The organism is Acinetobacter sp. YH12102, from assembly GCF_013419125.1.
Lineage (GTDB): Bacteria > Pseudomonadota > Gammaproteobacteria > Pseudomonadales > Moraxellaceae > Acinetobacter > Acinetobacter pseudolwoffii.
The window spans coordinates 17,492-40,905 of sequence record NZ_VPAS01000001.1; the positions used below are offsets into that span (position 1 = coordinate 17,492).

Consider the following 23,414-nt stretch of genomic DNA (forward strand, 5'->3'; position numbering starts at 1 on the left):
CTAATGAAAAAAAATGCAAGTGGAAGTGCAGATATAAAAAAACACCTGAAGGGGACTTCAGGTGTCTGCAAGACGAGCAGTAATGGAGAAAGCTTAGTTAATGATTCGTACAATTTTGTTGGTACGCTCATTGACCAGAACGTAGTCATTGTTGACCTTGTACCATTGCTGGAAACGATCGGTATTTGGCAAACGGCGTGCTTCGCGATCACTTACTTCAAAACGTTTGTTGTCATATTGGCGAGGTAAAGTTTGTCCTACGCGCCAGTCACGGCTTGGATTGACCATACGGTTGTTATGACGGCGGTCATCATTCCAGCGACGGTCGTCATTCCATTTCTTGCTGTCTTTGGCATTCCAGTGTGGTGCCGATTTATGCGGATTATGGTCATAACGCGAGTCATGCTGTGGTGCTGCCATTGCAGAAGTAGCCAACAAAGCACTTAGGGATAACGCAATTGTAGTTAGGACTTTTTTCATGGCTCTCACCTAAAATGTAGATCTGATTTTGATGAGATTAAATTAGCGAATAAGTACATAGAAAGCGTGAGGGCTATTTAGTTAAATTGTTAAATTCATGAAGAAATTTAGAAGATAAATCACTTAAACCAAAAGTGTGAAAATCAGCAGGAGTTTTAGTTCAAAAATTTTCAATTGCTGAAAATAAAAAAAGACCCAAACATGGTTGAGTCGATACGAGGATCGGAGCTTGAACAGGATGGTGAATTAATCCCCCACAATCCGGATAATGCTGTTATTTTCAGAATTGACCAGAATGTAGTCATTGTTGATTTTATACCACTGCTGTTTGCGATCTGGTCGAGGCAGGTTATGCTCTTTATATTCGACTTTATAGCCATTGCCACGATAATGCTGCGGCATGACATAGCCAGGCTGCCATCTGAGCTGTTGCAGGCGTTTGACCCCGCGTTCTTCACGCATACGGCGTTTATCATGTTGCCCTTGATCATTTTCACGGAATTCACGGCCTTTCTTGCCATGCCCATGACGGCTATCCATTTGTGATTCAGCATTGAAATGAGGGGAGGCTATTGCAACATGACTCAGCATGAATGTACTGCAGGAGATCGCTAATGCCACCAAAACCTTTTTCATGTTGAACCCTCATTAAATTGTTCATGTTCTACTGTGTCTAATATACGGAAAGATTACAGAGAAACTGTGAAGAACAGGCACCAGTTTTATAACAAATGCAGAGATATTATGATTATGTCATGATTTTACATGAGCTTAGGCTGAGCATTTGTCCGATGACCCGACAGGCTGAGCCTGGTTCTTATCTCATCAAAGTGAGGGCAAACATGCAAGCTAAAATCGATGATTTAGCTCAAAAAAACAGCATTGAAGTCACACCGAAACGATATATGATCGGCTTAAAACACAGAAAATTCTAAAAACTTTCTGGATATTAATTCCATTGCTCGGTCAAACCTTGCAAGGACTGAATCGCTGCAGCCACCGATTCAGCTTGAACTGCATCATCGAGTGCCACAATGAGAGCCTCGGATAACTGCAAATGTTCGATGCGGCGAATGGTGTCAATTTTACGTTTTTGGTCAGCCATGCTGTGTTCCTGATTTAAGCTATATGGGATCAGAAAAGCATAGCTCAGAACAATTTATTTGAAAAACCGAATAATTTTATAAATTTGATATAAAAAATCGATTGATTGTCAGGCTGATAAAACACAGGCTAAAAAAAGGCACTTTTAGGAAGTGCCCTCGTAGATATAAATTGCGTGGCTTTTAATACGCGTAATTCAGATCGGTATAATCGTTAAGTGATTTTTGTACATGTGCCTGAATAAAGCTACGGACATCTTCGGCAGTCATGGCTTTCCCCTGATTGCTGATCACATGCTCAATTTCGGGTTGACCTTCAATTTTAATGCGATAAACAAAATGCTTGGCCAGACGATAGCGATCGTCTAATTTTTCAATTCCGGTCACATAATAATACGCATGTTCAAAATTCAGATCACTATGTGAAAAAACAAACTGATCGAATAATTTCAGTTTCTGACCATTTTCGAGTGCCTTGATGTCATCCACAATACTGGCTTCAAACTTGGTGTCATATTTTTCTGAAATCGGCTGTTGATCGATCAACAGTGAAACCATGCCATCTTCCAGGTTGCTTACGGTCATGTTGTTTAATTCAGTCATGGTGCACTCGAGTGAAATTTGTTGGAGCTTAGTATGCTGTAATTTGAGGGGAACTCAAGGCTGGCTGTATCAGGCTGCGGAAGATTTATTCACTGTGCGAAGCTCAAACGGAAATGAAAAGGCAGCGATTACTGCATTGCTGTCTCATCATCTTTTCTTCAAATATTTAAATGGCTTGTGTCGGCGAAATCCTACTTTTGACAGACCCAAAGTAGGCAAAAATCTTTTGTTCGCCATACCCACCATCCTTGTCAGGATGGCTAAGGTGTGACATTCCTGTCACACTCGCGTATCCAAAATCCACTCAATACAATTGTGGGACAGCAACAGCAGGCGCTTGCTGATATTAAACCAAGATGATTTTAATCTTGTGCATCGATACTCTGACCATTCATATGCAGGCTGTCATCGCCCATCAGATACAGATAGGCCGGCATAATCGAATCTGGTGTTGGCAGGGTCTTGGGATCTTCATTGGGATAGGCCCTGGCACGCATGGCAGTCCGTGTTGCCCCGGGATTGATGCAGTTATAGCGGATATTCGGATGTACCTGTTCCTTGGCAAATAACTGGTTTACGGCTTCAATCGCGATTTTAGATACCGAATATGCACCCCAGCGTTCCCGGGCTTCGCGGCCTACACCCGAGCTGGCAAATACCACCGAAGCATGTTCAGATTTGGATAAGAGCGGTAATAGCGCCTGGGTCATGACAAAAGGCGCCCGCAGATTGACTGCCATGACATCATCCCAGACCTCAGGCGAATAATGCGCCAGTTCTGTACGCTCACCAAGGATGCCGGCATTGTGCAAGATCCCATCCAGACGGCCAAACTGACGGTCCAGGGTGTCGAGCAGAAGCTCATAATCCTGTTCCGAAGCACTGGAGAGCTGTAGCGGCAAGATGGCAGGTTGCGGTGCACCTAAACTTTCAATTTCATCATAGATGACTTCCAGTTTATTCAGGGTACGTCCATGCAGCACCACGGTTGCACCATGCAAGGCATAACTGATTGCTGCCGCACGTCCAATGCCATCGCCCGCACCTGTGATCAGGATAATACGATCCTTGAGCAGATCGGGGCGAGGTTGATAGGCTGAATATTTCATTATCTACCTCCTTATTTGTTATTGTTCAGTTTTAAGCGTTCAAGATACTGCAGTCTGCTGTTTGCGTAGTAAGGTCTGAATCAGCTGTTGTAATTCTGCCACCGTGTTCACTATATAGTCGGCTTGCCAGGCTGTTAAGTCATCTTTGTATTGCAGTGGTAAATAACCGTAAGCTGCCAGAATGGTAGGCATTTTGGCATGGCGTCCTGCATCAATATCGCGCGGATGATCGCCAATGTAGATACAGTCTTCTGCCGCAAGCCCCAGTTGCTTGGCAGCCAGATACATCGGTTCAGGGTCGGGCTTGGTACGGGTCACATCTTCCGGACAGACCAGCACGGCACAGCGCTCGGTCAGGTTTAATGCTTTTAATAAAGATTCACTGAGCCAGCGTGGTTTATTGGTGACGATGCCCCAGGGAACATCCTGTGCTTCCAGCTGTTCCAGTAACGGATACATGCCCTTAAACAGATCGGTATCGACTGCAATGTCTGCGCCGTACATGTCCAGAAAGCGCTGACGATGTTGCAGAAATACCGGATCTTCCAGTTCCAGTTCCGGATAGACCAGTTTCACCATGGCGCGTGCGCCTTCGGAGACCTGAGTCCGGATCAGTTCGGGTTCGACCAGCGCGCGGCCTTCTTCACGGCACATCTGCTGGATAATCCGGATAAAATCGGCCGCGGTATCAATCAGGGTGCCATCGAGGTCAAATAAAACGGCTTTCATGCGCTGGTCTCGTTCTGGCTTTCTTTGACTGTATAGACCATATAGTTGACATCGACATTTGGTGCCAGCCAGTAGCGTTTGGTGAGCGGATTGTAGTGCAGACCGGTCATGTCTTTGAGTTTTAAGCCGGCATTACGAATATCGTGCGCCAGCTCGGACGGCTTGATAAATTTGCTGTAATCATGGGTGCCTTTGGCCAGCATCCGCAGCACATATTCTGCACCAATAATGGCAAATAAATACGATTTCGGATTACGATTAATGGTCGAGAAGAACACATGGCCACCTGGCTTGACCAGCTTGTGACAGGCCTGAATAATCGAGGCCGGATCTGGCACATGTTCCAGCATTTCCATGCAGGTCACAATGTCGTATTGGCCAGCCTGCTCCTCTGCCAGTTGCTCGACCGGCACCTGACGGTATTCGATATTGCTGACACCTTCCTGTTCGGCATGAATCCGCGCCACATTCAGCGGGGCAGCACCCATATCAATGCCAAGTACATCGGCACCACGGCGCGCCATACTTTCGGCCAGAATGCCGCCACCACAGCCGACATCCAGGATTTTCTTGCCGCTCAGGCCACCGGCATGTTCATCAATCCAATTTAAACGTAGTGGATTAATCATGTGCAAGGGGCGGAACTCGGAATGCTGATCCCACCATATAGCTGCAAATGCTTCAAACTTGGCAATTTCTTGTGGATCAACATTCAATTGCGACATCGGTGTCACCTCAATCAGTCGTGATTATCTAAAAATACATAGGGGCCGAATGGCCAGAGTGACTGACTTAAAACCTTGAAAATCAGTCCTCTGCTTTAGTGTAGCGATTCTGGCAGAAAAAGCGATAAAAGCAGCAAAAAAGTTCACAGAATGAAAACGAAATCGGCATAATTGATTTATAGTGAACCCATACACTAAGCATAATGATTTAGAGGACGATAATCCCAATGAAAAAATTCCTTTTAGGCGCTGTTGCCGCATCTGTTTTGGCCTTTTCCGGCAGTGCTATGGCCAATTTTGTGGCAGGTCAGGACTATCAGGTGGTCGCACAACCAGTCAAAGTCGAAAAACCGGGCAAAATTGAAGTACGTGAATTCTTCTGGTATGGCTGTGGTCACTGTTTCATGCTGGAACCACATATGCAGGGCTGGTTGAAAAAATTACCTAAAGATGTTCGTTTTGTACGTACACCTGCTGCGATGAATCCACTCTGGGAACAGGCGGCACGTGCTTATTATGTGTCTGAAGCTTTGGGTGTGCGCCAAAAAGCCCATTTGCAGTTATTCCATGATATTCATGACAAGCAGCGTCCAATTTTAGAACAGGCACAACTGGCCAAGTTCTATACCCGTTATGGTATTTCTGAAGCAAAATTTAACACGACTTATAAATCATTCCCGATTTCGTCAAAAATTGCCCAGGCCAAAAATCTGGCTGCTCAATATCAGTTAAGCGGCGTACCGGCGGTAACTGTCAATGGTAAATATATTGTGCAGGGCAATGATGCCAAAGTAATTCAGGTGGTGAATTACCTGATTGAAAAAGAGCGTAAAGCCAAATAAGAAATAACCGAGTATCCGTAAAAAACCTGCATCAATAATGCAGGTTTTTTTATTCAGATGGGGGGAGTACTTGTTTCTGTATTGATTGATGGATCTGCTGTTTTTGTCGGAATTCGATACCAGTGCAAAATCCCTCGCAATAAAAGCTGCATCTGTAGCACGCTTTGGGTTTTAAAGACATTGGATAGGGTGCGGCGTAGCTCTGGATCAGCCTGATGTTGCAGATGAATCCAGCCCATGGCCCAGTTCAGCGACAGATCAATCAGCATCTGTGCCAGTGCCTGCAAATCTTGCGAAGACTGGATATGTTGGGCGGCTTGCATTTTTTCCAGTTCATGCATGACATCTTCAGTCAAAAAACGAATTTCCCGTTCTATTCCTGCACGTAACATTGCCGAGCCCCCCCAGCGTTCTGCAACAAAAAAAATCCAGGGTTCAGGGTGATATTCGACTGCCTGAAAAAATAGCTCAATTCCGGTTTTAGTCCGGGTGTTGGGCTGATACAGATAGGCCTGTCCCAGTTGATTCAGCACTCCCTTGAGATGAATCGCGACCTGATCCAGCAGCTCTAGTCCCAACTGCTCCATATCCTGAAAATGCCGATAAAATGCCGTGGGCACCAGTCCAACGGCATGCGCGACTTCACGCAGACTGATGGTGCTAAAAGCGCGACCCTGACTGCTGAATGCCAGTGTGGCATCCAGTAGCGCCTGATGGCTTTGCTGCTTGCGATCTTCACGTAAGGACATAAATGGGTTTCCTCAAGGGGAGATTTAGTCTAGCAAAAATTAAGGCAAATCGTAGCGCCACAGGTCGGCAGAATTTCGATATTTAACCGCACTCTGATGCATCGATTTTGTAAATCAATCATCCGGCTGACCAATCTTGGCAAAGGCTTCTGTTATACTGAGCCGCAATTATTTTTAGCCTATACAGGACTTATCATGCGTATCGACCAACGAGCATTAGATCAATTACGTGAAGTGAAAATTACCCGTAACTATACACGTTATGCGGAAGGCTCGGTATTGGTTGAGTTTGGTCATACCAAAGTACTGTGCACTGCCAGTGTAGAGAGTTCTGTTCCACGTTTCCTGAAAGGTCAGGGCCAGGGCTGGGTGACGGCTGAATATGGCATGTTGCCACGTTCAACCCATACCCGTAGCGACCGCGAAGCGGCACGTGGCAAACAGAGTGGCCGTACCCAGGAAATCCAGCGTCTGATCGGTCGTAGCTTGCGCTCAATGGTTGACCTGAAAAAGCTGGGTGAAAATACCATTACCATTGACTGTGATGTGATTCAGGCTGATGGCGGTACCCGTACTGCAGCGATTACCGGTGCTGCGGTGGCGCTGGTCGATGCCATGAATGTTTTGCTGGAAAGAAAGAAAATCAAACATGATCCATTAAAAGGTCTGGTGGCTGCGGTTTCTGTTGGTATTTTCAAAGATGAAGTATTACTGGATCTTTGCTATGAAGAAGATTCGAACTGTCAAACCGATTTGAACGTGGTGATGACACAGGCCGGTGAATTTATTGAAATTCAGGGCACTGCGGAAGACAAACCATTTACCCGTGCCCAATCGGATGCCATGCTGGAAATGGCCGAGAAAGGCATTCAGGAGCTGGTAAAAAAACAGCAACAAGCTTTGGGCTGGTAATTCATTCCTGCCAAATATAAAACGCATCTCAGGATGCGTTTTTTTATGCCGGAAATTTCAGAATACAGCTCCATTGAAAATGCAGCACAAAACTTCCTGACAAAATTCCGACATGAATCGGCTAGATCCAGAGCTATTTTACCCCGATATTCAAACGATATCACCATGAGGAATGCGAGATGAAACAGTGGATTTGTGCAATGTCTTTGCTGGGAATGTTTGGACTAAGCGCCTGTGACTGGGGCAATAATCGTGAAGATGACGAGCGTTCAGTGTTAAATCAGGATCGTGATGAGGATAATGGGAGATATAACGACCGTGATGGTGACGATGATGACCGCGATCGTCGAGGTAATCGGGACGACGATGATGATTAAGGTCTAAAATAGAAAATTGAGCAAAATATATGCAAAAAAAATTTCTAAAAATCAGAAAAGGGTGCTTCGCACCCTCAATGGTCATCTATCGAATTTAGGCTTCAGCATTAAATCGCATCGATAAATCCACAGCTTTGACATCTTTGGTCAAAACACCCATCGAAATATAATCGACACCGCTACTGGCAACTTCACGTAAATTTTCGATCGTGATATTGCCAGATGCTTCCAGTTTGCAGCGGCCGGCCACATGCTGTACTGCCTCAATCATTTGCTGCTGGCTGAAATTATCCAGCATCACGATATCCGCATTGGCCTCTAAGGCCTGATTCAACTCATCCCAGGTTTCCACTTCCACTTCGACCGGTTTGCCCGGCGCAATCTGGTGTGCCTTGGCAATCGCCTGAACAATTCCGCCAGCGGCCATAATATGATTTTCTTTAATCAAAAAGGCATCGAATAAACCCAGACGATGATTCTGCCCACCACCAATGGCAACGGCATATTTTTGTGCAATACGCAGGCCAGGAAGGGTTTTACGGGTATCCAGCAGCTTGGTATTTAAGCCATCCAATTGTTTGACATAATGCGCTGTTTTCGTCGCAACGGCAGACAGTGTCTGGACAAAATTCAGCGCAGGACGTTCCACAGTCAATAAACTGCGTGCAGAACCGGCCAGTTTAAGGAAAGTTTCATTGGCTTGAACCTGATCACCCTCATTTTTTAGCCAGATGACTTCAACACTTGGATCATAGGCCTGAATCAAGGCATTCACCCAAGGTTGCCCGGCCAGTACCATATCTTCACGGCTGATGATCGTGGCAGTGGCCTGTTCATCTTCAGGGGTCAGCAGGGCAGTAATATCACCGTCACCAATATCTTCTGAAAGTGCCTGTTGGATATTGATCTGAATCGACTGGTCTAGCAACGCTTGAGATATGCGCATGAGTATTTCCGTATCTTTTAAGCCGTGAAAATTGCGCCTTATCTTAGCACTGTTACATAAAAAATGAGCGATTTTTCCTACAGTCTGCCGGGATGAATTGAGATTTGTGCCTGAAAGTTTTAGCATGAAGCCGGCTGCAACCCTGATCGTGCAGATTTTATTTTTGGAGAGAATGGTTTTATGCAACAGGCAGCCGAGTTTCAGGTTAAGAATGGACAACTGATGGGCGCACGTCACATTCCCTCTCCCAATTTTAACCAGCGTCCGGACAATACCGAGATTCAGCTCATTGTGGTGCATAACATCAGTCTGCCACCCTCACAGTTTGGCGGCGGTTATATTGAACAGTTTTTTCAAAATCAACTGGATTGGTCAGTCCATCCCTATTTTCAAAGCATTGAAGGGATGCAGGTTTCGACCCATCTGCTGATTTTACGTTCTGGTGAGGTACTGCAATTCGTCAATTTTAATGACCGTGCCTGGCATGCTGGACGTTCGACCTATTTGGGTAAAAAAGAATGTAATGATTATTCGATTGGCATCGAGCTGGAAGGCAGTGACGACTTGCCTTTTGAACCGGTACAGTATGCCGCCTTGATCAAAGTCACTGCCTGTTTGCAAGATTATTATCCTAAAATTCAGCAGCATATTGCCGGACATTCGGATATTGCCCCGGGCCGTAAGACCGATCCGGGACCGTATTTTAACTGGGCTGATTTTCGTTGCCAGTTACAGCATTATAAAAATACCTCAACCTCGCTTGAGGGATGCAATTAAGCAATGAACTTCTGACAGAGGTTTCATTACAATAGCCACAAATTTATACATTAGGTGAATAGGATGGCGCTTTGGCGTTCGACCGTCATTGTCAGTGCGATGACCATGTTGTCACGTGTACTGGGATTGGTTCGAGATATTGTTTTACTGAATGTCTTTGGTGCGGGTAAGGACTTCGATACCTTCGTGGTCGCATTTCGTATTCCAAACTTTTTCAGGCGATTATTTGCCGAAGGGGCATTCTCACAGGCCTTTATTCCGGTTTTGACCGAATACAAAACCAGTCGTACCCATGCCGAAGTGCAGATTCTGATTAGCCGGGTCTTTGGCTGTCTGGCAACGGTAATGAGTCTGCTGACCATGTTCGCAGTGATTGCTGCACCGTTGATCATGTATATCTATGCGCCCGGTTTCCATAGCGATCCTGAGAAATTCGCCTTGGCGACTGACATGTTCCGCCTGACCATTCCTTATTTACTGTTCATGTCACTGACGGCTTTTGCCAGCAGTATTCTGAACAGTTATGGCTCTTTTAGTACACCGGCCTTTGCACCGGTCTTGCTCAATGTCGCCATGATTGCTGGTGCGCTCTGGCTGACTCCGCATATGGCAGAGCCGATTATGGCACTGGGCTGGGCAGTCATCATTGCCGGTATTTTACAGCTGGCGATTCAGATTCCTGAACTGTGGCGTAAAAACCTGCTGATCCCACCTAAAATTGACTTCAAGCATGAAGGCGTGGATCGCATCATGAAGTTGATGCTGCCGGCTTTATTTGGTGTATCCGTCACGCAAATTAACCTGCTGCTGAATACCATCTGGGCTTCATTTATGCAGGATGGTTCGGTGTCCTGGCTGTATAGTGCTGAGCGCATGACCGAGTTGCCGCTTGGCCTGATTGGTGTAGCAATTGGTACTGTCATTTTGCCATCTTTATCGGCACGACATACCGAGCAGAATCCGGAAAAATTCCGCGGCATGATGGACTGGGCCGCTAAAGTGATTGTAATGGCAGGTTTACCGGCCAGTATTGCCTTGTTTATGCTGTCGACCCCGATCATTCAGGCCCTGTTTGAACGTGGTCAGTTCAGCTTTGAAGATACCCAAATGACGGCTCTGGCGCTGCAATGTATGAGCGGTGGTGTGATTGCCTTTATGTTGATTAAAGTCTTTGCCCCGGGTTTCTATGCACAGCAGGATACCAAAACACCGGTGCGTGTCGGTCTGATGGCTGTGGCTGCCAATGCAATCCTGAACGTGATTTTTATCGGTATCTTCAAGTTGATTGACTGGGAAGCAGAACATATGGCACTGGCACTGGCATCGACCGGTTCAGCCATGGTGAATGCCGGCCTGCTTTATTACTATCTGCATAAGCGTCATATTTTCCGCTTTGGCCCGCACTGGAAAAAAATCTTCCTGCAATTCATGTTTGCCAATGTGGTGATGATCGCAGCTTTGGCTTATGCCTTAAGTTGGTATAATGCCGATGTGTCGCAATGGATGCGTGTCGCAGAAGTACTCATCTTGTGTGTCATTGGTGTGGTGGCCTATCTGGCGGCCTTGCTGGTGGCAGGTTTTAGACCGCATCATTTAAAACCTTAAGTGAATATTGAACTTGATATTCGCTTAATAAAGCCATAAAAAAACAAGAGCCAGAAGGCTCTTGTTTTTTTCGAAGGATCATACTTGCTTCGACTCAATCTAAACTGAATCTAGACCTTACCGCGGGAAAGAAATCCAACGATCGCAAGAATCACCGCAATTACTAACAAGATAATTGCAAAATCCTTAGATAAGCCTGCTACTCCACCGAAACCAAGTAGACTCGCAATTAATGCAATAACAGCAAAAATAATAGCCCAGCGAAACATATATATTCTCCATGTGTTTTTATTTTCAAATTTAGTATAGAAATAAACGATTCCAGCGACTGTTAGTGTTTTGTTGACGAACTGTCTATGATTTAACAATAGTTTACGTGATGGTAATAAGAATTTGAGCGGTAGGTCTGCGCAGTTTGGGCTGCTATAATCAGCTGATTTTTGAGTGCGCCGACCTGATCATGACCGATACTTTACGTCCCGAATTTTGGAAAAACTCTGGCCTTGCCGAACTCACGCAAGCCGAGTGGGAAGCCTTGTGTGATGGTTGCGGACTCTGTTGCCTGATTAAACTGGAAGATGAAGATACCCAGGAAGTCGCTTATACCAAAGTGGCCTGCAAACTGCTGGATTGTACGACTGCGCGTTGCTCCAATTATCCAGAGCGTTTGCACTATGTGCCAGACTGTATTCAGCTCACGCCAGAAAAATTGGAAACGATTCACTGGTTGCCTTCAAGCTGTGCTTATCGCCGGGTCGAGCAGGGCAAAAGCCTGCCATCCTGGCATTATCTGATCAGCGGTTCACGGGAAAGTGTGATTCAGGCACGCAAGTCGGCAGCAGGGCGCTGCCTGAGTGAAGCCGACATTCCTGAAGACGACATCGAAGACTATATCGTGCGTTGGGTGCGTTAATTTGCCGCGATAAGTAGCTATTGATTTGCCGGCTGCAGTAGGGCCTGAGCCGAAGCACCGGCCATCGGACGATAGAAATAAAAGCCTTGTCCAATCTGACAGTCACAATGGATCAGGGTATCGAGTTGTTCGGTATTTTCGATGCCTTCGACCAGAACATCCAAAGCAATACTGGAACCAATCTGGGTAATGGCTTTGACAATCGCCAAGGCGGACGGGTCACTGTTCATACGCTCGACGAAGTTGCGGTCAATTTTGATGCAATCCACCGGATAGTCTTGTAAACGGGTTAGTGAAGAATGCCCGGTGCCGAAATCATCCAGTGAGATCTGGATTCCGGCCTGTTTCAGCAGGTTCAGGGCCCGGATTACATAATTGGCACCATGCTCGGACAGGCTTTGTTCGGTAATTTCCAGTTCCACCTTATGCGCAGGAATATCAAAATTGGACAGGCGGGTCAACATTTTTTCAGCATAGTCATCGCGCAAAAATTCAACCGGTGCAGCATTGATTGAAATCGGCAACAGATCCAGTCCTTGGGCCTGCCAGCGACTCATATCGGCAAAGACTTTCAGTTGCATGGTTTCACTGATACGTGAGGCCAGCTCATAGTCCTGAAAGGCACCAAAAATCTCGGAAGGCAGTTGCACCTGCTGATCCTGATCTTGCCAGCGTAACAGCGCTTCAAAACCAATCACCACACCATCAGACAGACGAACTTTGGGCTGATAATAGGGAATGATCTGATCGGCCAGAATAATCTTGCGTGCCAGGGTCAGCTGCCTGGTCATATTTTCCAGTGAGCCGCACATGTCCTGACTAAACATGCGAATGCCACCACGTCCACTATTTTTCAGATCATTTAAGGCAATGTCGGCACATTTCAACAGGTTCGAAGTATTTAATGCATCACGTGGATAGATGGCACAGCCAATACTCATGGCACTGCTGATACTGTCGCCAATATAATTGATCGGTTGATCCAGCTGGCTATAGGCCAGTTGCGCCGTGGCCAGCAGCTGTTCTTCACTTTCCAGATTTTTCACCAGAACCGCAAATTCATCTCCACCCAAACGGGCCACAATGGTATTCGGGCCGAAACAGGCCTGGAAACGCTGACCCAGAACATGGAGTAGATGATCGCCAGCAATATGACCCAGGGTGTCATTGATGTGCCGGAAATAATCCAGATCAATCAGCAGTAGACCCGCCTTGGTCTGCTGTTGTTGCGCTTTCCATAGCACCTGTTTAAAGGTTTTATAGAAGGTACTGCGATTATACAGACCAGTCAGTTCATCTCGTTTAATGGCTTCTTTTAAGCGGGTTTCTGCAATTTTTTGCTGACTGATATTGCGTGAGACACAGAGGATGCTTTGGGTAATATTGTGCTGATCCAGAATCGGGGTCAGTAGATGATCCCAATATTGGATCGGCTGGTCTTTGCTCTGAATTTTACTAGAAAAACGGCTATTTAAGCCTAGGGCTGCCTGTTTCAGTGCGCGTTGTCCGGATTTTCGGGCTTCAGGTGCTAAACGGTTCAACCAGGACAATGAACTGTCCTGAGCCTGTGTTACGGTTTCGGTTTCCGCAATCAGGCCACAGCACTGGTTACTATGCCGAATTTGACCTTCAGGACTGATAATATGGATGCAGTCTGCGCTGGCATCCAGCATATTTTCCTGGGTTGAAACGATTTGGGACAGTTGTTGCTGGATTTCAAAATAATCATGCACATCGGTCAGTGAAACCGCCCACTGCAACAGATGTTCAGGTGCATGATGGAATTTTACCGCCAGCGTACACATGCGATAATGAGTATCGCTGCGTTTAATCCGGCACTGGGTTTCAAAATTCTGATGCTGATCCAGTGCCGCATGCCACAGCTTCGAAAACAGCTGTAAGTCCTCGGTATGAATGAAACTCTGCCATGGCATATTATCCGGTTCATTCAGGTTCACACCAAGATAATCGGTCATGGCGACGTTAAAATAGTGCAGATGTGTTTTGCTACTGACCCAGAGAGGTTGGGGTAAGGCATCAATCAGTTTTTGAAGCTGAATTAATTCAGACAGATGAACAGGGGTTGAACTCAGTGATGTTGCCAGCAGAGGTTCCGACTGGCTCACAGCTCCCTGTTCAAATTTATCATGCTTCATGCATTCACCAATACAACCCAAAAAATACCCAAAGGGCGACATAAGTTTCTTTTAATTAGAATAAACAATATGAAAATTACAGTGTAATTAATTCACAATTAATCATGTTCAAATTACTTGCTTTTATGAAGATTAATTCATTCAGAATTAAAAAAATAGAGGATTTCTACATAAATTAATTTTTTATGCTTTATGTTTGCAATCTTGGAATCAAAACTGCTGGTGTTAGAATGAGATCAGAATTTAGTTTGAGCCAATAATAACATGTCAGATAGTCATATCCCGCTTCCAGAACGCTTAAGACCACGTGACCTTGCAGAGATTATCGGGCAGGAACATTTGCTTGGGGAACAGGCGCCCTTACGCCAGATGATTGATCAGGGTCATCTACCGTCGATTATTTTCTGGGGACCACCCGGCGTTGGAAAAACTACCATTGCCTTACTGTTGGCACAAGCGGTAGATCGGCCTTTTATCAGTCTGTCTGCCCTGAATACCGGAGTGAAAGAGCTGCGTGAAGTGATTGCCGATGGTGGTGATCTGCTGACGCCAGTGGTCTTTATTGATGAAATTCACCGCTTTAATAAATCCCAGCAGGATGCACTGTTAAATGCGGTCGAAAAAGGGAAAATTACCTTAATTGGTGCCACTACCGAAAACCCGTCTTTTGAAGTGAATAGTGCCTTATTGTCACGTTGTCAGGTGTATAGCCTGAATGCGTTGAGTGCGGAATCGATTCAGACTCTGCTCACACAAGCCTTGCAAAATGACCGTTTTTTGCAGGAACGACATATCCTGATTGAAGAATTTGATGCCTTGGTGCAGTTCGCAGCAGGTGATGCCCGTAAAGCATTGAATTTACTTGATCTGATTGCCAGTACTTTTGAACCGGATATGGAAAATATCATCACCAATGCAGGGGTGGTGAAAGTGGCACAGCAAAATATTGCCCGTTATGACAAGTCCGGTGAACAGCATTATGATCTGGTCTCGGCTTTTATAAAATCAATTCGCGGCAGTGATCCCGATGCAGCGCTGTACTGGATGGCACGCATGCTCAAAGGCGGTGAAGATCCGGTATTTATTGCCCGCCGTATGCTGATTGCAGCTTCTGAAGATATCGGTAATTCCAATCCGAATGCCTTATTGCTGGCGGGTGAATGTTTCCGTTCGGTGCAGGCCGTCGGCATGCCGGAATGCCGGATTATTTTAGGACAATGTGCGGTGTATTTAGCCACCAGTGCCAAAAGTAACAGCACCTATCTGGCAATTAACAAGGCGATGGAGCTTGCAGATAAAACCTCGAATTTGCCGGTGCCTTTGCATTTGAGAAATGCACCGACCAAGCTGATGAAAGAACAGGGCTACGGGGTGGATTATCTGTATCCGCATCATTATCCTGAGCATTTTGTGCTGCAAGACTATATGCCACCAGAACTGAAAGATACCAAACTGTATGAGTCGGCACGCAATAAACGTGAAGTTGAAGGAGAGCGCTTACAGCAACGCCGTTGGCAACAACAACAGCAGCAATAATATCAGTACACAAATAGATTAAACTCAGGCAAAAAAAGCCCAATTCAAGGCGAATTGGGCATAAATTAGGATGTTTTTTCAAGGGAGAGAACATCCTAGAGGGTAGGCGATCAATCTGGTCGGCAAACCTTGAGTTAAATCAATCAGCTCACTGATTTGCCTGGTATGTGATGATATTAGACCATAGGCTTGCCAATGTAAAAGCGATCATTTTTATCTGTAATATTTATTTTTTCGATTAAAGCTTAAAAGGTCAATCTGGCCCAGCCAAAAAAATCAGGGATAAAAAAACCGAGCTGTTGAGCTCGGTTTTTTTGAAGCAATGGACTATGCCATTAGATGTTGTCGAGGTTAATACCTAAACGACCCGCAACTTCTTCATAGGCTTCAACTACACCGCCTAAACCTTGACGGAAACGGTCTTTGTCGAGTTTTTTCTTGGTGTCTTTGTCCCATAGACGGCAACCGTCTGGAGAGAATTCATCACCCAAAACGATACGGTCATGGAATACACCGAATTCAAGTTTGAAGTCGACCAGAATCATGTTGCCGGCATCAAACAATGCTTTCAGCACGTCATTGACTTGGTAAGTCAATTCTTTCATTTTTTCCAGTTGCTCAGCAGTCGCCCAACCTAAAGCAATCGCTTGCGATTCATTGACCATTGGATCGCCAAGCGCATCGTCTTTAAAGAACAATTCGAATGTAGATGGAGTCAGTTCTTTACCTTCTTCAACACCTAAACGGCGGCATAAAGAACCTGCTGCATAGTTACGAATCACACATTCAACCGGGATCATATCCAGTTTTTTCACCAGCACTTCATTTGGAGTCAGCAGCTTTTCAAAGTGAGTTTCAATACCCGCTTCTGCCAGCTTTTCCATGATGAAGGCGTTAAAACGGTTGTTCACCTTGCCTTTACGATCTAGTTGCTCGATTTTTTCGCCATTGAATGCAGAGGCATCATCTCGAAAGACTAAAATCAGATGGTCTGAACTGTCTGTGGTGTAGACAGATTTCGCTTTACCAGTATAGAGCAAGGTTTGTTTTAACATGAGGGAACCTTTTACAAAAAAAAATGCCTAGAAATGTCTAGGCTGGCCAATTTTGGTAAATCTGGTTGAGCAGTTCTGCGGCTTTTTCACGGTCGGCAAAACTGTTATCGGCATTGAACACAGCGAGGTTATTACTTGAACCGACAGAAGATAATCTTAATACATAGGTTTGCTGGTCGACCCGAATCGTGACTTCGTAACGGTTTTTATTCTGCGCAACGATGCTATGATTCAGGCTGCTGAGGGTGGCAAGCGTATATTGCCAAATTGTAGCAGAATTTCCGTCAATTTTAAGCAGCGGATTAAGATTTCCGTCTGTGACCAACTGTGGTTTACCAACAGCATTGCTTTCAGTCAGCTCAGCTTGAGCGGTGTTCTCAGTCTGGGCCTGAGGGCGTGGCAAGGCAAAACGGTTGCCACGCTGGTTTTCAAGCTTCGGTGCATTTTCAATTGCAAGCGGATCGACTGTTGGAGCAGGATACAATGGCGTTGCAGGACGTACCATGGCGCCTTCAGGATATTGTAAAGCGTCCAGAGTTGTAGTTTCTTTATAGTCTAAAGTGCCGTTATTAAAGGCCATTGAACTACAACCTGCCAAACTGAATACTGAAAGTGTAAGGCTAAGTCCTAAACGTAATTGCATAATCTTGTGCTCTTTTATTTAATAACGCCCGCTTCGACCAGTGCTTCATGAAGCGGAGCGCGATATTGTTCTGCAAGTGGTGTTAATGGAAGGCGAATGCCAGTACCAATTAAGCCCATGTCATGGAGTGCCCATTTCACAGGAATTGGGTTTGATTCGCAAAATAAAATATTGTGTAAATTTGCAACCTGAGCATTTAACTGTTCAGCGTCTGTAGCATTACCTGTAATGGCAGCGGCACACACTTCACTCATGGCTTTCGGAGCTACATTCGCTGTGACCGAGATATTGCCTTTGGCGCCATGACCCATCAGCTGATATGCCGTTGCATCATCACCTGAGTAGACCACCATGTCTTTGTCTTTCAGACCTTGCAAGAGTTCAGCACCACGCGGTACATCACCCGTCGCATCTTTAATCCCGACGATTTGTGGAATATCGGCCAGACGAATCACGGTTTCATTCAGCATGTCGACACCGGTACGGCCAGGGACATTATACAGAATCTGCGGAAGATCGACCGCTTCAGCCACAGCTTTATAATGCTGGTACAAGCCTTCCTGGGTCGGTTTGTTATAATAAGGCGTCACCAGAAGAGCAGCATCGGCGCCGAGCTCTTTGGCTTCACGGGTAAGTTGGATGGCTTCACGGGTCGAGTTTGCGCCTGTGCCGGCAATAATAGGAATACGTTTGTTGGCCACACGAATGATTTCTTTGATCACCTGGGTGTGTTCACTCATGCTCAGGGTCGAGGCTTCGCCTGTCGTTCCAACGGCAACAATACTGTTGGTGCCCTCTGCAATATGCCATTCAACCAGCTTCTCGAGACCCTTCCAATCTACGCTGCCATCTTCAAACATAGGGGTGACGATTGCGACTATGGAACCTTGAATGGTCTGTGCTTGCTGAGTCATTTTAAAAAACTATCCTATTTGTCCATCCGAAAGGAATGAGAAAACATAAATTGGGATGGATTTGTATTTTGATTTATAGCAAATTCAATGGACTTGCGCTGAATTGAAGATTGCTTATGCAAATTATGACTGATCAAACGCATAAGAACAATATGCTTTAGTCAAAGCCACTCAATTCTTTATACAAAGCCTTTTGAAAACAATCAAGTAATAAATTAGATGATTTATCCGGCGAAATACTGTGGTCAAACTGCGACTTAAGTCCCGGCTCAGCAAGATATTATGGAATTTTGTCTGCAAAATTAGCTCGATTTGAGTAAAAATCTCGGCCAAGTCATGAATTTCGTTGTTTTTAGCTGCTGAATTAATATTTTTATTGGATGAATCTATATGTAAAACATCTTTGTCTGGAGGCTAAGCTGATGTAAACAGGTTGAAAAATTGAATCTATTAATCTTTTTTTAATATCAATGAATTGGATGATATTTTTCTAATCGGTTGGTTTTTTAACTTGATGTATAAGTCTTAAAGCATAAATTGTGAATTTTAAAACTTTTTGATTAATTGCTTTTGCGACTTTATCTCAAGGTCTATTGCATGGAGCTGCTTCAGCTGCTGTGGGGATATCCAAGTAAAACGTTCAACTTATTGATAGTTATTTCTGCGCTCAGGCTCATAGATGATGGTCTTTCTTTTGTAACGCTGATTGAACAAGGATAATCCAATGGAAAAATCAGACAATAAGCATGCTATCGTCACGGTCGCCATCTGTTTTCTGATAGCGGTGATTGAAGGCTTGGATATTCAGGCTGCTGGTATTGCTGCAGCCGGTGTGCGTGAGCACTTCGGTCTCGATAGTTCCCAGTTGGGTGTGTTTTTTAGTGCAGGGATTCTGGGTTTATTACCCGGTGCACTGATCGGCGGTCGATTTGCAGACCGTATCGGCCGTAAGAAAGTGTTGATCTGGTCGACAGCAACATTTGCCATATTCACTTTATGTACAGTTTGGGTCAATAGCTTTAACAGTCTGCTGGCAGTACGTTTTCTGGCCGGAGCAGGTCTGGGCGGTGCGATGCCGATTCTCATCACACTCGCTTCTGAAGCGGTATCGCCGCAAAATCGTGGTCGTGCAGTCGGCTTGATGTATTGCGGTATGCCTGTGGGTGCTGCGATTTTATCTTTAATTGCTGCGACTGAATTTGGTGCCAACTGGAAAAATGTTTTCTATCTGGGCGGCTTGTTACCGATTTTTGCAATTCCATTGATGATGCTATTTTTGCCTGAATCGAAGGAATATCTGAAAACACAGAACAAAACTGCAGCAGAACTTGCCGTTGCACCACAAGGTTCATTTAAGGACCTGTTTAATTCGGACAACCTGTTACGTACCATGTGCATCTGGATCAGCTACTTCTTTACGCTGATGGTGGTTTACATCATGTTGAGCTGGTTACCCTCATTGTTTATGGAACTTGGCTTTACCCGTAAGGACGGTTCAACCGCACAGTTCTACTTCATGGTCACGGCGACGATTGGTACAATTATCCTGGGTATGCTGACCGATCGCTGGAAAAAAGCGTATGTGATCCTGTTGATGTACGGCGGTATTCTTGCAGGTCTATTGGCACTAAATGGTGCAAGCTCACTGAACCAGATGTATATGGCAGCAGCATTGGCAGGTGCCTTCGTAATTGGCTGTCAGGGTGTACTTTATGCCTTCGGTAGTATCGTGTATCCAACAGAAGTGCGCGGTACCGGTGTCGGTGTTGCTTCTGCAGTCGGTCGTATTGGTGCCATGCTAGGCCCAGTCATCGCAGGTCAGCTCCTGGTGGCAGGTTTTGGTGCCGCAGGGGTAATTACAGCCGCAATCCCATGTATCATCATCTCTGCACTGTGTATGCTATTCCTGGTGAACCGTACCAAAGTGTAATAGGCCAAGATTTGAAAAAGCCTGCTTTTGCAGGCTTTTTTGTGTTTAAAATTCAAGGAATCAGATCCGCAGTGCGGTTAAAAACAGGCAGAATCAGAATATGCAGTCACAGGGTTTTTAGCAGCCGCTCTAAAAATCCGATAACAATTTGCGCTATGCTTGGACATAAATCGAGATTTCAATGGATGAAAACAGATGCAGAATAATATCGCTTTACTGGTCGTGGACGTACAGAGAGGATTTACCCCAGGAGGTAATCTGGCTGTAGCCAATGCTGACCAGATTATTCCAAATATCAATCAATTGGGACAGTATTTTAAGCATATTATCCTGACTCAGGACTGGCATCCGGACAATCATATTTCTTTTGCAGATAACCATCCTGGCAAGGCCGCCTATGACAGTATTCAGCTGGATTATGGCACTCAGGTCTTATGGCCAAAACATTGTGTGCAGGGAACATTAGATGCCGAACTGCATCCGGATTTGAATTTACCGCAAGCACAACTCATCATTCGCAAGGGTTTTCATGAGCAGATCGACAGTTACTCGGCCTTTATGGAAGCTGACCGGAAAACCATGACGGGTCTTGCTGGCTATCTGCGTGAGCGTGGGATTGATACCGTATTTGTGGTCGGGATTGCCACGGACTTTTGTGTGGCCTGGACTGCCATTGATGCCTGCAAACTGGGCTTTAAAACCTATGTGATTGCCGATGCCACCAAGGGCATTGATCTGAATGGTTCCCTGCAACATGCCTGGCAGGATATGCTGTCGCATGGAGTGAAACGGATTTATGTCAAAGATATCGTCCAAACCGTTTAAAAGCTTACAAGAATAGGCTTTAGATATCTCGTTAATTGTCTTTGTATTTAAATCTATAAACTCAGGTATCAAGAGATACCTGTTTTATTTAATCTCCCTTGATGTCATACCTGGATGAAACCCATGTCAGCCTTGCTCCAGTTTAGCCAATTTATCCAAAAAACCTTTGCGCTATGGGTCGTGCTCTTTTCTGGCATTGCCTTGCTGGTTCCTGAAGCTTTTGTCTGGTTGAGGGCTTATATTCCGTGGATGTTGGGCATCATCATGTTCGGCATGGGTATCACCATGACGGTAGGCGATTTTAAAAGTGTGCTACAAAGTCCGAAAGCTGTGGCAATTGGTGTCGTCGCCCAGTTTGTGGCGATGCCAGGCTTGGCTTATCTGCTGTGCAAACTGTTTCAGCTACCGCCAGAGATTGCAATCGTGGTGATATTGGTGGGTTGCTGTCCGGGCGGAACGGCATCCAATGTGATTACCTATATGGCCAAGGGCAATACCGCCTTGTCTGTCGCCTGTACCTCGGTTTCGACTTTACTGGCGCCCATTTTTACTCCGGCCATTTTCTATGTGTTGGCCAGTCAGTGGATTGAGATTAATGCCTTATCCATGCTGGTATCAATCTTACAGGTGGTGTTATTTCCGATTGTTCTGGGTTTAATTGTTCGGGCGCTACTCAAGCAAAAAGTCAGCACCTATATTCAGGTCATGCCCTTGATTTCTGTGATTGCCATTGTTGCAATTGTCGCGGCGATTATTGCCGGCAGCAAAACCCAGATTTTACAATCGGGGCTAATAATTCTGGGGATTGTAGCCTTACATAATGGTATGGGCTATCTGCTGGGTTATTGGGCCAGTCGCATGTTCAAGCTGGCAGAAATAGACTGTCGTGCAGTATCGATTGAAGTCGGTATGCAAAACTCTGGTCTAGGCGTGGCCTTGGCGGCAACCCATTTTGCTGCTTCTCCATTGACAGCTTTACCAAGTGCCATTTTCAGTCTGTGGCACAATATTTCAGGTCCGGCATTAGCCACTTACTGGGCTGCCAAAAATAAAGACAGTGCCTCAGTGCCAAAGCAGAATCTGGATACAGAGCGCTAGAATTTTAAAAAAAGTTGATGTCTAAATTCTGCTGAGAAGCTAAAAGCAGCATCTAGCCAGTGAAAATTTGCAGAACTAAGCTATAAAAAAGCCCGATTCAATATCGGGCTTTTTAATTTAAAAAATTTATGAAGCTTTGGACTGTTTGGATTTTAAAATCTCGGTTCTAAAAGTCTGTGCCAGCTCTGCCGTTTCTGCATCCATTCCGTTCACCACAAAGGCATGACGGGTCAGGACATTGGTTGGATTAGGCATACTCACCAGCTGGAAGTGATCACTTACATCTTTCAGCAAATGATTCGGTACATGCAGGGCACTTTCTTTCGAGACCAGATGCTGTGTCAGACGCTCAGAGGCTTGTACCGAGCTGAGCTGCATCTCCTCGACTTTAGAGGCAATTGCGCTGCGGGTTTGCAGCACAAAACGTTTTTCTTCCCGGTAACGTTTATACAGTACTTCGGACAACAGCTGGAACACGGCACTGATCATGGTCAGGCAAGCCAGGGCATTTGGTTTATCTGCTGCAATACTGATCGTGGCCCCTTTTTCATCAAATTTATGTACGGTACAAATATCAGAACTATTCAATTTATAACGTTGCACACAGAGTTCGGTGGCTTTGTTCAGAAAAATCTGACAGAGATTGAAATAAGGCACCGAAACGGTTTTATTGACACTATCCAGTAATTGTTTTGGATCATAGAACTGGATATTCAAGCTCAGGCTATCCTGCTCCAGGACCGCCGGCTTATGTTCTTTTTCTTTGGCTTTGTTTTTCACTGCCTGTTGAGCTTGGGCAATGGCCAGCGCAGCATTGTGCTTTTCCTGTTCCAGAGCTTGGGTCAGGGTCTGAATCTCGAATTTTAAACGGGATTCATTGTTAATGCGTGCCAGATATTCGGTTCGGCTAGGACGCGCGATCGCGCGGTACGCCACCCAAATCAAAGCATGAATAATGAAAGAGAACAGAATCGCCAGCCATTGCGTCCGCAGAATTTCACCCATACTTGGCTCAATCAGGGTGATTTCAATCAGACCGACTTTTTTCTCGTTTTGCAGTGCATCACGGACAAAAACTTCACCATCACGAGTTTTGGTCAGTCCACCGGTGGCTAAAACCTGACCTTTCGCATCCAGAATTCGAATCGAAGCCACACTCGGGTTGGTCGCATAACGATTTGCCAGCAAAGCCAGAGAAACACGATTGGCCGGTTCCAGCTCGGACAGGCTGTCTGTCACCAGTTGACTGGTGATCAGCTGCCCCTGACTGGTGCGGTTTTCATTCAGTTGGTGAGTGGTTGCCAATACCAGTAAAAAGGTATGCAGAGCAAAACTTACAATCAATAGGCTAGCAAATAGCCCTTGTCTAGGCGCATTCAACGTAAAC

General features: G+C 45.5%; 25 protein-coding genes. 10 read left to right on the forward strand and 15 right to left on the reverse strand.

Features of this window, described 5'->3' with window-relative positions; all coding sequences use genetic code 11:
* Positions 1 to 93: 93 nt before the first annotated feature.
* The 7 genes from FTU42_RS00085 to ubiG form a co-directional block, all read right to left on the reverse strand.
* A complete protein-coding gene (locus FTU42_RS00085; protein ID WP_180082869.1) occupies positions 94 to 480 on the reverse strand; it encodes an RcnB family protein in 387 nt (128 codons plus the stop codon).
* A gap of 246 nt (positions 481 to 726) precedes the next feature.
* Positions 727 to 1,116: an RcnB family protein gene (locus FTU42_RS00090; RefSeq protein ID WP_005173376.1), complete on the reverse strand. Its 390-nt coding sequence runs from the start codon at positions 1,114 to 1,116 to the stop codon at positions 727 to 729.
* A gap of 313 nt (positions 1,117 to 1,429) precedes the next feature.
* Positions 1,430 to 1,585, reverse strand: a complete 156-nt coding sequence (locus FTU42_RS00095; protein ID WP_005173373.1) for a hypothetical protein — start codon at positions 1,583 to 1,585, stop codon at positions 1,430 to 1,432.
* A gap of 181 nt (positions 1,586 to 1,766) precedes the next feature.
* The gene (locus tag FTU42_RS00100; protein ID WP_074383818.1) at positions 1,767 to 2,186 is read right to left on the reverse strand and encodes a hypothetical protein; all 420 of its coding nucleotides are present in this window, start codon (positions 2,184 to 2,186) and stop codon (positions 1,767 to 1,769) included.
* A 362-nt stretch (positions 2,187 to 2,548) separates the two neighbouring features.
* Positions 2,549 to 3,295, reverse strand: coding sequence for a YciK family oxidoreductase (locus FTU42_RS00105; RefSeq protein ID WP_005173370.1), 747 nt, complete (start codon positions 3,293 to 3,295; stop codon positions 2,549 to 2,551).
* Positions 3,296 to 3,334: 39 nt separating this feature from the next.
* A complete protein-coding gene (locus FTU42_RS00110) occupies positions 3,335 to 4,024 on the reverse strand; it encodes an HAD family hydrolase (RefSeq protein ID WP_180082870.1) in 690 nt (229 codons plus the stop codon).
* Complete coding sequence (ubiG, locus tag FTU42_RS00115) at positions 4,021 to 4,749, reverse strand: bifunctional 2-polyprenyl-6-hydroxyphenol methylase/3-demethylubiquinol 3-O-methyltransferase UbiG (RefSeq protein ID WP_100357013.1); 729 nt, start codon at positions 4,747 to 4,749, stop codon at positions 4,021 to 4,023. The genes FTU42_RS00110 and ubiG overlap by 4 nt, the downstream gene beginning before the upstream one ends.
* 227 nt (positions 4,750 to 4,976) lie before the next feature.
* Here ubiG and FTU42_RS00120 point away from each other — a divergent pair, with 227 nt between their 5' ends.
* Positions 4,977 to 5,591, forward strand: coding sequence for a thiol:disulfide interchange protein DsbA/DsbL (locus FTU42_RS00120; RefSeq protein WP_005173368.1), 615 nt, complete (start codon positions 4,977 to 4,979; stop codon positions 5,589 to 5,591).
* 53 nt (positions 5,592 to 5,644) lie between these two features.
* On the opposite strand, the gene FTU42_RS00125 is transcribed toward FTU42_RS00120, so the two are convergent.
* A complete protein-coding gene (locus FTU42_RS00125; RefSeq protein ID WP_180082871.1) occupies positions 5,645 to 6,340 on the reverse strand; it encodes a TetR family transcriptional regulator in 696 nt (231 codons plus the stop codon).
* A 195-nt stretch (positions 6,341 to 6,535) separates the two neighbouring features.
* On the opposite strand from FTU42_RS00125, the gene rph reads away from it, so the two are divergent.
* Together rph and FTU42_RS00135 are read left to right on the forward strand one after the other, a co-directional pair.
* Entirely contained in the window at positions 6,536 to 7,252 is a 717-nt protein-coding gene (gene rph, locus FTU42_RS00130; protein WP_005173362.1) for a ribonuclease PH, read from the forward strand.
* 200 nt (positions 7,253 to 7,452) lie between these two features.
* Positions 7,453 to 7,629, forward strand: coding sequence for a hypothetical protein (locus FTU42_RS00135; protein WP_180082872.1), 177 nt, complete (start codon positions 7,453 to 7,455; stop codon positions 7,627 to 7,629).
* Positions 7,630 to 7,723: 94 nt separating this feature from the next.
* Here the strand turns inward: FTU42_RS00135 and nadC are convergent, their stop codons facing one another.
* Positions 7,724 to 8,575 carry a carboxylating nicotinate-nucleotide diphosphorylase gene (gene nadC / locus FTU42_RS00140; RefSeq protein ID WP_180001046.1) on the reverse strand — a complete coding sequence of 284 codons (852 nt, stop codon included), beginning with the start codon at positions 8,573 to 8,575 and terminating at the stop codon, positions 7,724 to 7,726.
* A 180-nt stretch (positions 8,576 to 8,755) separates the two neighbouring features.
* Between nadC and ampD the strand changes: the two genes are divergently transcribed.
* Together ampD and murJ are read left to right on the forward strand one after the other, a co-directional pair.
* Entirely contained in the window at positions 8,756 to 9,352 is a 597-nt protein-coding gene (gene ampD / locus FTU42_RS00145; RefSeq protein ID WP_005173355.1) for a 1,6-anhydro-N-acetylmuramyl-L-alanine amidase AmpD, read from the forward strand.
* A gap of 54 nt (positions 9,353 to 9,406) precedes the next feature.
* On the forward strand, positions 9,407 to 10,957 hold the full coding sequence (gene murJ, locus FTU42_RS00150) for a murein biosynthesis integral membrane protein MurJ (RefSeq protein WP_180001045.1): 1,551 nt from the start codon (positions 9,407 to 9,409) through the stop codon (positions 10,955 to 10,957).
* A 110-nt stretch (positions 10,958 to 11,067) separates the two neighbouring features.
* Here the strand turns inward: murJ and FTU42_RS00155 are convergent, their stop codons facing one another.
* Positions 11,068 to 11,226 carry a DUF1328 domain-containing protein gene (locus FTU42_RS00155; RefSeq protein ID WP_004647174.1) on the reverse strand — a complete coding sequence of 53 codons (159 nt, stop codon included), beginning with the start codon at positions 11,224 to 11,226 and terminating at the stop codon, positions 11,068 to 11,070.
* Positions 11,227 to 11,417: 191 nt separating this feature from the next.
* Here FTU42_RS00155 and FTU42_RS00160 point away from each other — a divergent pair, with 191 nt between their 5' ends.
* Complete coding sequence (locus tag FTU42_RS00160) at positions 11,418 to 11,870, forward strand: YcgN family cysteine cluster protein (RefSeq protein WP_180082873.1); 453 nt, start codon at positions 11,418 to 11,420, stop codon at positions 11,868 to 11,870.
* Positions 11,871 to 11,887: 17 nt separating this feature from the next.
* Here FTU42_RS00160 and FTU42_RS00165 read toward each other — a convergent pair whose 3' ends face one another.
* Positions 11,888 to 14,026: an EAL domain-containing protein gene (locus FTU42_RS00165; protein ID WP_180082874.1), complete on the reverse strand. Its 2,139-nt coding sequence runs from the start codon at positions 14,024 to 14,026 to the stop codon at positions 11,888 to 11,890.
* 264 nt (positions 14,027 to 14,290) lie between these two features.
* Between FTU42_RS00165 and FTU42_RS00170 the strand changes: the two genes are divergently transcribed.
* On the forward strand, positions 14,291 to 15,562 hold the full coding sequence (locus FTU42_RS00170; RefSeq protein ID WP_100354960.1) for a replication-associated recombination protein A: 1,272 nt from the start codon (positions 14,291 to 14,293) through the stop codon (positions 15,560 to 15,562).
* A gap of 335 nt (positions 15,563 to 15,897) precedes the next feature.
* Here the strand turns inward: FTU42_RS00170 and purC are convergent, their stop codons facing one another.
* Genes purC through dapA form a run of 3 tightly spaced genes read right to left on the reverse strand, consistent with a single transcriptional unit; the run spans position 15,898 to position 18,174 of the window.
* Positions 15,898 to 16,617, reverse strand: a complete 720-nt coding sequence (purC, locus tag FTU42_RS00175; protein ID WP_005173343.1) for a phosphoribosylaminoimidazolesuccinocarboxamide synthase — start codon at positions 16,615 to 16,617, stop codon at positions 15,898 to 15,900.
* A 37-nt stretch (positions 16,618 to 16,654) separates the two neighbouring features.
* Positions 16,655 to 17,260 carry a lipoprotein-34 precursor (NlpB) gene (locus tag FTU42_RS00180; protein WP_100329542.1) on the reverse strand — a complete coding sequence of 202 codons (606 nt, stop codon included), beginning with the start codon at positions 17,258 to 17,260 and terminating at the stop codon, positions 16,655 to 16,657.
* A 14-nt stretch (positions 17,261 to 17,274) separates the two neighbouring features.
* Positions 17,275 to 18,174, reverse strand: coding sequence for a 4-hydroxy-tetrahydrodipicolinate synthase (gene dapA, locus FTU42_RS00185; RefSeq protein WP_005173340.1), 900 nt, complete (start codon positions 18,172 to 18,174; stop codon positions 17,275 to 17,277).
* Between the two features lie 724 nt (positions 18,175 to 18,898).
* Here dapA and mhpT point away from each other — a divergent pair.
* The 3 genes from mhpT to FTU42_RS00200 all read left to right on the forward strand — a co-directional run bounded on the left by mhpT (position 18,899) and on the right by FTU42_RS00200 (position 22,027).
* The gene (gene mhpT, locus FTU42_RS00190; protein ID WP_100329541.1) at positions 18,899 to 20,104 is read left to right on the forward strand and encodes a 3-(3-hydroxy-phenyl)propionate transporter MhpT; all 1,206 of its coding nucleotides are present in this window, start codon (positions 18,899 to 18,901) and stop codon (positions 20,102 to 20,104) included.
* Between the two features lie 195 nt (positions 20,105 to 20,299).
* On the forward strand, positions 20,300 to 20,929 hold the full coding sequence (gene pncA / locus FTU42_RS00195) for a bifunctional nicotinamidase/pyrazinamidase (RefSeq protein ID WP_180082875.1): 630 nt from the start codon (positions 20,300 to 20,302) through the stop codon (positions 20,927 to 20,929).
* Between the two features lie 123 nt (positions 20,930 to 21,052).
* On the forward strand, positions 21,053 to 22,027 hold the full coding sequence (locus FTU42_RS00200; RefSeq protein ID WP_180082876.1) for a bile acid:sodium symporter family protein: 975 nt from the start codon (positions 21,053 to 21,055) through the stop codon (positions 22,025 to 22,027).
* Between the two features lie 126 nt (positions 22,028 to 22,153).
* Here FTU42_RS00200 and FTU42_RS00205 read toward each other — a convergent pair whose 3' ends face one another.
* Positions 22,154 to 23,407: a hypothetical protein gene (locus tag FTU42_RS00205; RefSeq protein WP_180082877.1), complete on the reverse strand. Its 1,254-nt coding sequence runs from the start codon at positions 23,405 to 23,407 to the stop codon at positions 22,154 to 22,156.
* Positions 23,408 to 23,414: the final 7 nt, after the last annotated feature.